Here is a 12,223-nt window from a genome sequence, read left to right as displayed (position 1 = left end):
CGACGGAGCTGTCCTGCTCATCGCCATTCGCGAGAATGAAGAGCGCTGCCGATACCTTGGGTACAACACTCCGAAGCTCAAGGTCGGGCTCTTCGCCGCTTGCGCGGGGATGGCGGCTATCAGCGGCAGCCTCTATGCCATGTACACAAGCATTGTGGCTCCTTCGCTTGTGGGCATTTCGTTGGGGACCGATGCGGTCATATGGACCGCGCTGGGTGGCCGCGGAACACTGCTCGGACCCATCATCGGCGCCATAGTTGTCAACGTCGTCGGGCCGACACTTAACGCGCAGTTTCCGTTCGTTTGGCAGCTGTTCCTGGGCGTTGTTTTCGTAACTGTGGTGACAGCCGCTCCACGCGGTCTGCTGCCGTTCCTCGCGCGTCCGTTTCTTGGCCTCAATCGCCGGGAGGCGAGTGGCGTCCAGCCCGGAACGGTGTCTGCGAAACCCGGCACGAAGGCCAAGCCGACCGGACCCAGAAACCATGGGCATGCTCTTCGCCTAGAGGGCGTGACCAAGAGCTTCGGAAGCTTGGCCGTGCTCCGAGGTGTTACTTTGAGTGCTTCCCGCGGGGATTTGCTGAGCATTGTGGGGCCAAACGGAGCTGGCAAAACGACGCTGATCCGCTGCATCGCGGACGGAGTGGAACGCACTTCCGGAAGCATCCACGTAGACGGCACCGAAATCGGATCGAACGACCCGCAGAAGATTGTGGCATTGGGGGTCGGCCGAAAGTTTCAAACCGCGAATGTCTTTGACAGTTTGACGGTGGCTGATTGTTTGCGGTTGGCCCAGTGGAAGGGCCAGATGCCATCTCTGGCCAAGAAATCAGATGCGCTCTCGCTGCCCGACTCGGTTCGGCTGGTGGTCGAGGCGACCGACTTGGCATCCCATCTCAATGACCGCGCTGGTTCTTTGAGCCACGGCCTTCGCCAGGCACTCGAGCTGGCGATGGTCTTGGCGCTCGAGCCCACCGTGCTGCTCCTCGACGAGCCAACGGCTGGCCTGACAAAAGAAGAGCGGAACAAAATTGCCGTGGTTCTTGAGAAACTTCGATCATCGAGCGAGTTGTGCATTCTGCTAATTGAGCATGACTTTGACTTCGTAAAGCAAATCAGCAGCCGGATGGTTGTATTGCATCAGGGCGAAATTGTCCTCGACGGCACGGTAAGCGAAGTGGCGGGATCGGATCTCGTGCGATCGATTTATCTCGGCCATGCGAAGGAAGAGCAGCCATGACCGCGATCTTGAAAGTGGACCAATTGCGGGGCGGATACGGCTCGACTGAGGTTATCCACGGTCTGTCTCTTGAACTCCGGCGTGGGCAGATTTTTTCCCTCATAGGCAAGAACGGTATGGGGAAGTCCACGTTGTTGAAGCTTCTCCTCGGCTTGCTTGCTCCCACAAGCGGAAGAATAACGTTCGACGGTTCCAACATCGCGGGTGAGACGCCAAACGCGATCATCGCCCGCTCGGTGGCGTACGTACCCCAGGACCATGCCCTCTTCCAGGATTTGACCGTCGAGCAGAACCTGCGTCTGGGCGCCCTCGCAATTCCAAAAGCTGACTTTCAGGAACGGATCCGGACCAGCTTTTCGTACTTTCCATTTCTGAGGGACCGATTGAAGCAGAAAGCCGGCACCCTTAGCGGAGGCGAGCAGAAGATGCTGCTGCTTGCGCGGGCACTGATACCCCGGCCGAAACTTGTCCTCATCGACGAGGTCTCCGAAGGCGTGCAGCCAATGGTCGTGCAGCGCATGGGCCAAGTTCTAAGCAACGCTGCGAAGGTCGACGGGATGAGCATTCTGCTCGTGGAGCAGAACATTGAATTCGCTCTCGGGCTCTCGGATCGGTTCGGCGTGATCAATCAAGGAAATCTGGTCGAGCAGGGGGACCCGACCGAAGCCGGGGTCAGGCAGAAGGCGGAGGCGCATCTGACCATCTGACTGGCATTTATAGCCCCTAGTGACGCGCCGAAGACCGGGAGGAGAAGGTATGTTGATGCGTAACGAGCAAGACACAGCGGTCGTAGAGATACGGAGGGTTTCCAAGTCATTTCGCTCGCCGGAAGGGTCCACGATCCATGCCGTTTCCGATCTGAGCCTCTCTATTCCGGCGGGACAGTTCACAACCCTCCTGGGTCCGTCGGGCTGCGGCAAGACGACCCTGCTGAGAATGATCGGTGGCTTTGAGGAGCCGAACAGCGGCAGCGTCCTGATTGATGGCGTCGAAATGACCTACAAGCCGCCCTATGAGCGGCCAGTAAATACGGTTTTTCAGCAGTACGCCCTGTTTCCCCATATGACCGCCGCGGAAAACATCGGCTACGGCCTCAGCGTGGCTGGCGTTTCGCGGTCTGAGATCAGTCGACGAGTCTCCGAAGCTCTTGAGTTGGTCAGGCTCGCCGATTTCGGCAGTCGCTCAGTCCGCAAGATGTCGGGCGGTCAGCAGCAACGAGTGGCGCTGGCGAGAGCGCTCATTCTCAGGCCGAAAATCCTGCTCTTGGATGAACCGCTCGCCGCGCTCGATCGGCGCCTCCGTAAGGACATGCAGTTCGAGCTCAAGAAGCTTCAGCATGAACTGGGCATCGCTTTCCTGTGCGTCACGCACGATCAGGAGGAAGCGCTTGCCATGAGCGACCAGGTTGTCGTGATGAACCGGGGGCGCATCGAACAGATCGGCACCCCCTGGGATGTCTACCAGAAACCCAAGACCCGGTTTACCGCAGGGTTCGTCGGCGAGATGAACTTTCTGCCCGCGGTGGCGCAATCGACCGACGGGTCCCAAACAAAATTTGAAACGGGAGACGGCACATCGCTCTTCGCGGCTGCGAGTGATGCTGTCGCCGGACGTTCCTACGTTCTGGCGCTGAGGCCAGAGCAACTCCGTGTGACGAGCGCCCCTCCGGCCGTCGGCCTCGAAGGTCGCGTGGTGGAAAGCATCTACCTTGGCACCAGCACCAGAGTCGAAGTTCAGGCTGCTGGCTGCACGATCCAAGCCGCGTTCGAGGGAGGACGGGCCACTTGGGTGCCGGGTGAGACGATCCACCTCGCGTATGAGCCCTCGGAAGTGCTGGTGCTAACGCCATGACCGCGACCGCCGACCATTTGGGTCCGTCTACGGAAGCTGCTGCCTCACGCCGGGGCAAATGGAAGGGCCCCGCCCTAACGCTAGGTCCCGGCATGATCATGTTGCTGCTGCTGTTCGTGGTTCCGGTCTCGCTCGTCACGATCTACAGCGTTCTATCCCGCGACACATACGGCGGGGTGGTTTGGTCTTTTAGCCTTCAGGCATACGAGAAACTGATCGGCATACCGGACCCCGATGAGCTTCGGGACACCTGGGACTTCATATATCTCGGCGTCATCCTGAAATCAGTAATCCTCGGCGCGGTGACGGCAGTGTTGGCGTTGTTGGTGGGCTACCCTGCTGCGTTTTACATAGCACGCTGCGACCACAAGAAGAAATATTTTCTCCTGTTTCTTGTGACCGTGCCGTTCTTTGCGAATGCGCTTATCAGGATGTACTCATGGATACTGATATTGAGGGGCGACGGTATCCTCAATCATACCTTGATGTACCTCGGTATTATTTCCCACCCACTTCAGATCATATACACGCCGTTCGCGGTGACAGTAACCATGCTCTATCAGTACCTCCCGTTCATGGTGCTGCCGCTCTTCGCTTCGATCGAGAAGCTTGATGCCACATTGATAGAGGCGTCGCTCGATCTGGGCGCCAAGCGCTCGACAACCTTCCGGCGTGTCGTTCTCCCTCTGACCCTGCCGGGCGTTATGGCCGGCCTGGTGTTGGTTTTTGTCCCGGCGATGGGGAACTTCGTCGCGCCCACCCTCATAGGCGGCGGCAAGGACCTCTATCTATCGACGCTCCTCGCTCAGTCGTTCCTCTTGGCGCGCGACTGGCCGTTTGGGTCCGCCGTTGCAACTTTCCTATCGGTCATCGTCGTCCTGTCGCTTCTCGCGCTTGCGCTAGCGGATCGGCGGAACGCTGCAAAAGGAGCCTCGGCATGACCAGTTGGATGAAGGCTGGGTGGCGGCTGCTGGCTGCGCACACCTGGATATTCTTTCTTTTCCTCTATGCCCCGATCTTCATGCTGATCGTTTACTCGTTCAATTCGAACACCGTCAGCATGATGACCTGGAAGGGGTTCACCTTCGATTGGTATCTGCGGGTATTCGCCAACCTGGGGCTGATCTCTTCCGACCGCACCTTCCTTGGCTCCGAAAACCTGCAGCTCTACTCCGATCCTGCACTCGGCCGTTCGTTGAACAACAGTCTCATCGTGGGCTTCAGCGCAGCCAGTCTGGCCACTGTGATCGGAACCCTGACGGCACTTGGCCTGGATCGCTATAAGTTTCGGGGCAGGGCGGCCTACCAGAGCTTCCTTCTCGTTCCGATAGTCATTCCGGACATCGTTCTCGGGCTGGCGTTGCTCATCTTTCTGTCAGCGCTCGCTTTCCCCCTTGGGCGAGTTTCGGTGATCCTGTCGCATACGATTTTCCTCTCGTCCTACGTCACGATCGTCGTTGGCAGCCGGCTGGCGGGTATGGATCGTACCTTCGAGGAGGCTTCGGCAGATTTGGGTGCCAGGCCGCTCACGACGTTTAGACGGGTGACGTTGCCTCAACTGACGCCCGCCCTTGTCGGCGCTTTCCTGCTGTCGCTCGTCATATCGTTCGACGATCTCGTCATTGCTTTCTTCACCTGCGGCGTGGGGTCCACGACGCTGCCGGTATTCCTGTTCAGCGCGATCAAGCGGAACGTTTCGCCAGAAATCAACGCCGTCGCCTGCCTGATGATCGTCGTCTCGATGGCGATCGTAGCCCTGGCGCTGCTTGTGCGCCGACCGACCTTGGAAAGCTCAACAAAAGAAGGGAACTGACATGAGAATGGCCAAAGGACTCGCACTGTCGCTGCTCGTGGCGGGTGCTTCCGTAATGAACGCGCAGGCACTTTCAGCTGCGGAACTCAATCTCTACAACTGGACGGTCTACATAAATCCAGAGATCCTCTCGGATTTCTCGAAGGAGACGGGGATCAAGGTCAACCTGGATAACTACGGCACCAACGAGGAGATGCTGGCCAAGATCCAGGCTGGCGCAACTGGCTACGATATCGTCTTTCCGTCCGTCCACATGCAGGACATCATGACCAAGCTGCAGCTTCTGCAGCCCGCAGGACTGAAGACGCTCAAGGGCTATGACAACATCGACCAGAAGTATTTTCTGTCGAAGACCGACGCCGACCACGACATCTGCCTTCCCTACAATCGTGGCACAACGGGGCTGATGTACAACAAGAAGCTAATCGGGGGCACCTCTGTCGACACGTGGAAGGTCGTGTTCGATCCGCCTGCCGAACTGCACGGCAAGATCGCGATGCTCGACGACGTGCGCGAGACGATCGGCGCCGCCTTGATGTACAACGGTTTTCCGATCAACTCGACCGACCCGAAGCAACTGGCCCAGGCTCGAGACACCATCTTGAAGGCGAAGCCCTACTGGGCTGCCATGCTCACCGACGGCATCGGCGACAAAGTGATCAACGGAGACTTCGTAGTCGCGCAGTGGTGGTCCGGCACCGTAGTCCAGACGATGGACACGAAGCCTGACGATATCGGGTACGCCATTCCGAAAGAAGGAACCAACGGTTTCCAGGAGGACATGTGCCTTCTCGCCAGCGCGCCGAATGTCGACAGCGCGAAACGGTTCTTTGAGTACATGATGCGGCCGGAGGTCAACGCCAAGAACACAAACTGGCTGCGCGGCTGGTCGACGAACAAGGCGGCTCTTCCGCTCATCGATCCCAAGCTGACCTCGAACACGTCGATCTATCCGAACGACGAGATCTTCAAGCGCCTCCAACTGCTTCGGGACGTGGGCGACAAGATCACCCTGTACGACAAGATCTGGACCGACGTTAAGGCTCGCTGATTGCAGCGAAGGATCGGGCGGCCGTTAAGCGGCCGCCCGAATTCCGGCAGCCCAATCGTGGGAGCGCAGGCGAGATTCCGACCACGATATAGACCCCTTCGTCAGAGGCAGACCCAGCCTCGAGTGTTTGCGGGAGAGAACAGCGATAGCTGCTGCCGAAGGGGAAATCGCCCGACATCTCTCAGGCAAAAGAACCGCTGACAGAAGGACAACTCTGGAAAGTCGGGGCTAGCCCCGCCGAAGGTGTAAGCGCTGCTGACAGAGTCACGGGGCGCGAGTCTCTGAGGCCTCAGACAGAGGGGCACGAAATCGACCGTCAGCAGCGGTGGGCTCGTGCGGCTCTGGAGAAGACGCGACGGGCGAAGACACCAAAGACCGATCTGTTGAAACTGCATGATGTCGCGGGTGATCGTGCCGGCGTGTTGGTGGGCTGGCCGATGTCGCTGGCTACGTCCTGCAAATCGTCGGTCCAGACAGCTGCGAAACTTTCGCCGCCGGTACCCTACATCGACACTCATCCTCCGCTCACAGCTGGATTGCTCTCGCCTTTCGAAATATGGCGATCCTTCAGTCAACTATCTTGGCGTTTTTCACTCGACTAGACCAAAGCAAGCACTCGAAACAAGAGGCGAAAATGAAACGCTATTATAATCTGACCGATGTCGCAATTGATACTGCTATCAAGCGGGAGCTCGACCGACAGCAGCACCGGATAGAGCTCATTGCATCGGAAAATATTGTCTCTAGTGATGTGTTAGCTGCACAAGGGTCGGTCCTCACCAACAAGTATGCAGAGGGTTATCCGGGTAGGCGGTACTATGGCGGATGCGAGTTCGTCGATGCGGTTGAAACTCTAGCAGTCGAGCGGGCCAAGGCATTGTTTGGTGCGACGTTTGCGAATGTTCAACCGCATTCGGGCGCCCAGGCCAACCAGGCGGTGTTTCTGGCTTTGCTTCGGCCGGGCGATCGGATAATGGGCCTTTCCCTGGCCCATGGCGGCCATCTTACCCACGGCTCGCCTGTGACCATGTCCGGCAAGTGGTTCGACGCGGTGAGCTACGAGGTTCGCCAGTCCGACCAACTCATCGACTATGCAAACGTTCGAGCGCGCGCGATCGAGAGCAAGCCAAGACTGATCATCGCAGGCTCGTCGGCCTACCCGCGCTCCATAGACTTTGCGGCCTTCCGGCGGATCGCTGACGAGGTGGGAGCGTATCTGATGGTCGACATGGCCCACTACGCGGGCCTCATCGCGGCCGGGCTGTATCCACATCCTCTGCCGTATGCTCACGTAGTGACGAGCACGACGCACAAGACCCTCCGAGGACCTCGGGGAGGCATGATCCTTACGAATGACGAACGTCTTGCCAGAAAGATCAACTCGGCTGTCTTTCCCGGCAATCAGGGCGGCCCGCTTATGCATGTCATCGCAGCGAAAGCCGTCGCTTTCGGCGAAGCATTGCAACCTGGGTTCAAGGACTACGCAGCACGGGTGATCGACAACGCCAGAGCGCTCAGCGATGCGCTGACAGTCGGCGGTCTCAACATCGTCTCCGGCGGCACCGACAGCCACATGGTGCTCGTTGACCTGCGCCCCAAGGGCGTGAAGGGCCGCGATGCCGAGGATGCGCTCGGACGCGCCGGCCTGACGTGCAACAAGAATGCAATCCCGTTCGATCCGGAAAAGCCTGCAGTCACGTCGGGAATCCGGTTGGGCACGTCAGCCGGCACGACGCGCGGTTTCGGAGAACCCGAGTTCAGATGCATCGGCCAGTTGATCCTGAAAGTCACCGAAGCGTTGGCTGAGAAAGGTATGGAGGGCGATCCTACACTCGAGAGTTCCGTGTTGGGCGAAGTCCGCGAGCTCTGTCGGCGATTTCCGATCTACGGTTGAGCGCCGACCGAAATTCAATCTTGATGCTCTGACGTGGCCGAGTGGCATGTTCAAGGGTCAGACCCTTTCACTCTCCGCGTCGCCCCGAAGCCATGAAAGGGCCGACTTGGGCTCAGGTCGGTCGAGTTGTAGGTCCTTCTCGACATGCCGCAGATGATTCAGCATCTCTGCCGCGGCAGCTTCACCGTCGCCGGATGCGATTGCTTTGGTGATGGTGCTGTGCTCATCCGGCGGGCAAGCATCCTCTCGTTCGGCGTGCAACAGGATCGCCAGGCATGTCAAAGCCTGAAGGCCCATCATCAGGCGGGTAACAACCTCGTTTCCGGCTAGTTCCGCCAGTAAAAGATGAAACTCTCCCGTCAACCGGACCAGTGTGCCACGGTCGCCTCGCGTGCGGGCGTCAAGTTCGTCTGCTAAGTGGTTCCGAAGCTTGGCGAGCCCTGCCTCAGTGGGAGCAGCAGCGAGTATGCGAACAACCTCGGGCTCCACCATCTTTCGTACGGCGAGGATATCGCGCGTCTGCTTCCTGGAGGGAGAAGCGATCGTTGATCCCACGTTCGGCAATTTCACTATAAGGCCATCCTGAGCAAGCCTCGCCATAGCTTGTCGAACCACCGTACGGCTTACATCGAACGCAGCTGCGAGTTGGTCTTCGGTCAGGCGTTCCCCCGGCCGCATGCGCTGTTCAAAGATTGCCTGGACGATCCGGCGGCGTATCTGCGCCTCTGACTTTCCGTGCGATTTTTCAAAACGTGGAAGTGTGTTCTCCACGGCCTGTCTCCCAACTTCAATCCGGACAGCCAGCAGGGCGACGGTTTGCCCCTCGGCCTATTCACTCGGCTCACTGACCTATCTGCAGTCAACAACCACCGATTGGCACTCCCGATTCCCGTACCTTTTATAGGTCGGACCGGGGCTTTGAAATTGCGCAAATACCTATTGACAAGCCAAAGCCCTCATTCCACACTTTCATTGTACACAATCACCGGACTCAATGGAAGCCGGAAAGAAGCTCGACAGGGGAGAGAGTGAATTTCGACTGTAGCGGGACGATGCGTCTCGCGTGCACGTCGTCATGCGCGCTTCCCTAACAACAGAGACGCCGAGATCCGTAGCGTCCATTTCAAGGGGAAAGAGAAATGTCATTTCGGCCAATACAGGATCCACATGTTGAAGCGACCGGGCTCACTGGCTTCGTGACGATGTCGCGCCGCTCCGTCGTCGCGTTGCTGGCGGGAACTTTCCTTGCCGGCTCGATGATTGGTTCGGGTCCAGCCTTCGCGCAGGATGCGAAATCGACCCTGGTCGTGGCGGGTCCGCGCACGCCCGAATCTTTGGATCAGGAATACCCGCCGACCGAAGCCGTTCATGAGGTCAGAAGAAACGTTTACGAGCGGCTTCTGGGCTACGCCAGCAAGGAAGACGGCGGGATCAAGTACGAGGACTTCAGCAAGCTGGAGGGTGCCCTCGCTGAAACTTGGGACCTGGCGCCGGACAAGAAGTCGATCACGTTCCACCTCCGCAAGGGCGTGAAAAGCAACAAGGGCAACGAACTGAACGCCGATGCCGTCATGTGGTCGTTCGAGCGCGGCTGGAACACCAAGGCCAACTTCTACTGGTACATGACGCAGATCCTGAAGATCACCTCCTTCGAGGACTCCTTCAAGAAGATCGACGACTACACGGTAAAGGTGAGCATTCCGAACCCGTCGCCATTGCTCGATCGCCTCTGGGTCAATTCGGACCTCGGCATCATCGACGCTGCCGAGCTGAAGAAGCACGTGACCGACGACGACAAATGGGGCAGCCGCTGGCTCGCCTCCAATTCCGCCTCGTTCGGCCCCTACTTCGTGAGCAAGTACAGCCCCGGGCAGGAGGTTATCTACGAGGCGAACCCGAACTACTACCGCGGCGAAGCCAAGATCAAGAAAGTGATCTTCAGGGAGATGCCGACGTCGGCGAACCGCGTCGCCGCGCTCCAGGCAGGTTCGGTGGACGTTGCCGAGTATCTTCTGCCGCGCGAACTGGCGCTGCTGGAGAAGGCCCCGGGAGTCAAGATCTGGAAGGTCTTCGGCAATTACATCCATCGCGTCGAAATGAACAACACGAGCAAGCCCTTCACCGATCCCAAGGTGCGCCAGGCGCTGAACTACCTTGTGCCGCGCGACGACATCCTGAAGGCCGTCTATTTCAATACCGCGCGGCCGACCAAGAGCCCGATCTCCGAAATCTATCCGGGCTTCACGGACGCCTACTTCACCTATTCGACGGACGTCGCCAAAGCAAAGGCGCTGCTTGCTGACGCGGGCTATCCTGACGGGTTCAAGACCGAGCTCGGTTATCGCACCGGCGACCAGATCGAGGAAGAAATCGCGGTCATCCTGAAGTCGGCCTTCGCCAAGGCCGGCGTAGATGTCACGCTATCGAAGCTGCCCGCCTCCACCCTGGTCGAGCGGTACACCAAAGGCGAGATCCCGATGTACTTCTTCAGGGACATGGCGATTGTCCCCGACGCGGCCTACGTTGCCAACCTCTGGCTAAACAGTGGCTCCCTGATCGACTACTCGCGCTTCAAGAACGACGAGGTGGACAAGGACATCAACGAAGGGCTCACCACCACGGACGAGGCTGCCCGCCTCGAGAAGATGAAGCGGGTGCAGCAGATAACCATGGAAAACGCCCCTTGGGTGTTCCTGTTCAATCCAGGCTACCAACTCGCGACACGGGCGAACGTAGGCGGTTTCTCCTGGTACACGCCGAACGGCAACGCCTGGTTTGACTTCTCGAAGCAATAAAGTTCGCGAACGTCGCTGGCCGGAGAAACTCCGGCCGGCGCGATTCGTCGCAAGGGAGGATTTTCATGAGACCTTTCGCGTTCTGGGCGAAGCTGCCCAGGCCACTGCGCATCGTCGGAACCCGATTGCCGCTTGTGGTGCCCCAGATGTTCGGGGTGATGCTCGTCACCTTCCTTCTGGTGCGTCTGCTGCCGGGCGATCCGGCGCTGCTCATGTTGGGCAACACGGCGACGCCTGAGTCGATCGCCGCTTTGCGTCAGCGGCTGGGACTCGATCTGAGCATATGGCAGCAGTTCCTGCTCTATGTGGGCAACGTGCTGCATGGCGACCTTGGCGTGTCCTTGTTCACCTCGAATCCGGTGGTTACGGATTTGGCTGAACGAGCCCCCGCCACGCTCGAACTCATCACCTACGCGATGATCGTCACCATCATCGTGGGCGTCTCAGTGGCAGTCGTCGCCGTGGTGAGGAAGGGAGGCATCGTCGACTACTTCAGCCGTTTCTACGGCCTGGCGGCGGGCGCGATCCCGGATTTCTGGGTCGGCCTGCTCCTGATATTCTTCTTCTTCTACATGGCCGACATCGCCGCGGCCCCCTTCGGCCGCATCGACGCCCTGATCAACGCGCCGCCGACCATCACAGGTTTCTACACCATCGACAGCCTGTTGGCCGGCGACCTCGTGGCCTTCAAGTCATCCGTTGCCAGGTTGGTGCTTCCAGTGCTGACCCTGACTATCGTCAATGCTGGCATGTTGATGAAGATGACCAAGACAACGTTCTCGGACATCTACCGCAGCGAGTTCATACGCCATCAACGGGCAAGCGGCCTGCCGGAGCGGGTGATTGTCAGAAGCGCCCTGCGCAACAGTCTCCCGCCGATCATCACCACCGTTGGGTTCCTGTTCGGCTTCCTGCTGGGCGCGGCCGTCCTGGTTGAAACCATCTTTGCTTGGGGCGGGCTAGGGCAATACGCCGTGCAAGCTGTGGTCAACAGCGACTATCCCGCCATCCAGGGCTTCGTGCTCGTCGCCGCGGCCTTCATCCTCATCATCTATCTGATCGTCGACGTGCTCTACGAGCTGGTCGACCCGCGGATAAAGGTCTGAGTCCATGGAAAGCTCAAGGAATTCATATCTTCAGGCCCTTCGGCGCCCCGCGGCCGTCATCGGGCTCGCTCTGCTCCTTCTGCAGATCGTCGCGATCGTGTTCTCGCCGCTTTTGGCAACGCACTCTCCAGTAGAGGCCGATCCGCTGGCCTCGCTCTTGCCGCCCTCGGCCGAGCACTGGCTGGGTACGGACGTGTCCGGCATGGATATCTATTCGCGCATTCTTTACGCCACGCGCATCAACCTGCTTATCAGCATATCCGCGGTTGCCGTGGCATTCGTGATCGGCGTGCCGATAGGCTTGCTGATCGGATACTACCAGAACATCGCGACTTCATTTGCCATGCGGGTGTTCGATTTCATTCAGTCCTTCCCCGTATTCGTCCTGGGGATGGCGCTCGTGTCGGTCATGGGCCAGGAGATCTGGAACGTCGCGATCGTCTTGGCGGTCCTGTTCATCCCCATGTTCGCCAGGC

General features: G+C 58.9%; 11 protein-coding genes and 1 riboswitch. Of the genes, 10 read left to right on the top strand and 1 reads right to left on the bottom strand.

The window, feature by feature from the left end; translation table 11 throughout:
* The 7 genes from ACODTY_RS22435 to glyA all read left to right on the top strand — a co-directional run.
* On the top strand, positions 1-1,237 hold a 1,237-nt coding region (locus ACODTY_RS22435), incomplete at its 5' end, for a branched-chain amino acid ABC transporter ATP-binding protein/permease (RefSeq protein WP_488996392.1).
* Positions 1,234-1,944: an ABC transporter ATP-binding protein gene (locus ACODTY_RS22430; protein ID WP_488996391.1), complete on the top strand. Its 711-nt coding sequence runs from the start codon at positions 1,234-1,236 to the stop codon at positions 1,942-1,944. The genes ACODTY_RS22435 and ACODTY_RS22430, both read left to right, overlap by 4 nt.
* Positions 1,945-1,993: 49 nt before the next feature.
* Positions 1,994-3,088 (top strand): ABC transporter ATP-binding protein, encoded by a 1,095-nt coding sequence (locus ACODTY_RS22425; RefSeq protein ID WP_488996390.1) that lies wholly within the window; start codon positions 1,994-1,996, stop codon positions 3,086-3,088.
* 92 nt (positions 3,089-3,180) lie between these two features.
* Complete coding sequence (locus ACODTY_RS22420; RefSeq protein ID WP_488996389.1) at positions 3,181-4,029, top strand: ABC transporter permease; 849 nt, start codon at positions 3,181-3,183, stop codon at positions 4,027-4,029.
* Positions 4,026-4,901: an ABC transporter permease gene (locus tag ACODTY_RS22415; protein ID WP_488996388.1), complete on the top strand. Its 876-nt coding sequence runs from the start codon at positions 4,026-4,028 to the stop codon at positions 4,899-4,901. Before ACODTY_RS22420 ends, ACODTY_RS22415 begins: the two co-directional genes overlap by 4 nt.
* Before the next feature lie 7 nt (positions 4,902-4,908).
* Positions 4,909-5,952 carry an ABC transporter substrate-binding protein gene (locus ACODTY_RS22410; RefSeq protein WP_488996387.1) on the top strand — a complete coding sequence of 348 codons (1,044 nt, stop codon included), beginning with the start codon at positions 4,909-4,911 and terminating at the stop codon, positions 5,950-5,952.
* Between the two features lie 120 nt (positions 5,953-6,072).
* A riboswitch (glycine riboswitch) is annotated at positions 6,073-6,159 on the top strand.
* 427 nt (positions 6,160-6,586) lie between these two features.
* Positions 6,587-7,846: a serine hydroxymethyltransferase gene (gene glyA, locus ACODTY_RS22405; RefSeq protein WP_488996386.1), complete on the top strand. Its 1,260-nt coding sequence runs from the start codon at positions 6,587-6,589 to the stop codon at positions 7,844-7,846.
* A gap of 57 nt (positions 7,847-7,903) precedes the next feature.
* Here glyA and ACODTY_RS22400 read toward each other — a convergent pair whose 3' ends face one another.
* Positions 7,904-8,617, bottom strand: a complete 714-nt coding sequence (locus tag ACODTY_RS22400) for a GntR family transcriptional regulator (protein WP_488996385.1) — start codon at positions 8,615-8,617, stop codon at positions 7,904-7,906.
* Between the two features lie 368 nt (positions 8,618-8,985).
* On the opposite strand from ACODTY_RS22400, the gene ACODTY_RS22395 reads away from it, so the two are divergent.
* The 3 genes from ACODTY_RS22395 to ACODTY_RS22385 form a co-directional block, all read left to right on the top strand.
* Positions 8,986-10,641 carry an ABC transporter substrate-binding protein gene (locus ACODTY_RS22395; RefSeq protein WP_488996384.1) on the top strand — a complete coding sequence of 552 codons (1,656 nt, stop codon included), beginning with the start codon at positions 8,986-8,988 and terminating at the stop codon, positions 10,639-10,641.
* Positions 10,642-10,706: 65 nt separating this feature from the next.
* Complete coding sequence (locus ACODTY_RS22390; protein WP_488996383.1) at positions 10,707-11,747, top strand: ABC transporter permease; 1,041 nt, start codon at positions 10,707-10,709, stop codon at positions 11,745-11,747.
* A gap of 4 nt (positions 11,748-11,751) precedes the next feature.
* On the top strand, positions 11,752-12,223 hold a 472-nt coding region (locus tag ACODTY_RS22385; RefSeq protein ID WP_488996382.1), incomplete at its 3' end, for an ABC transporter permease.

Source organism: Mesorhizobium sp. FG116, from assembly GCF_057809835.1.
The sequence above is the reverse complement of the archived record's forward strand: the minus strand, read 5'-3'. Positions and strand labels throughout refer to the sequence as shown.

Excerpts from the sequence above, each read along its gene's own strand:
- ACODTY_RS22430 (WP_488996391.1), top strand. The coding sequence starts at position 1,234 with ATGACCGCGATCTTGAAAGTGGACCAATTGCGGGGCGGATACGGCTCG.
- ACODTY_RS22425 (WP_488996390.1), top strand. The coding sequence starts at position 1,994 with ATGTTGATGCGTAACGAGCAAGACACAGCGGTCGTAGAGATACGGAGG.
- ACODTY_RS22420 (WP_488996389.1), top strand. The coding sequence starts at position 3,181 with ATGATCATGTTGCTGCTGCTGTTCGTGGTTCCGGTCTCGCTCGTCACG.
- ACODTY_RS22415 (WP_488996388.1), top strand. The coding sequence starts at position 4,026 with ATGACCAGTTGGATGAAGGCTGGGTGGCGGCTGCTGGCTGCGCACACC.
- ACODTY_RS22410 (WP_488996387.1), top strand. The coding sequence starts at position 4,909 with ATGGCCAAAGGACTCGCACTGTCGCTGCTCGTGGCGGGTGCTTCCGTA.
- glyA (WP_488996386.1), top strand. The coding sequence starts at position 6,587 with ATGAAACGCTATTATAATCTGACCGATGTCGCAATTGATACTGCTATC.
- ACODTY_RS22395 (WP_488996384.1), top strand. The coding sequence starts at position 8,986 with ATGTCATTTCGGCCAATACAGGATCCACATGTTGAAGCGACCGGGCTC.
- ACODTY_RS22390 (WP_488996383.1), top strand. The coding sequence starts at position 10,707 with ATGAGACCTTTCGCGTTCTGGGCGAAGCTGCCCAGGCCACTGCGCATC.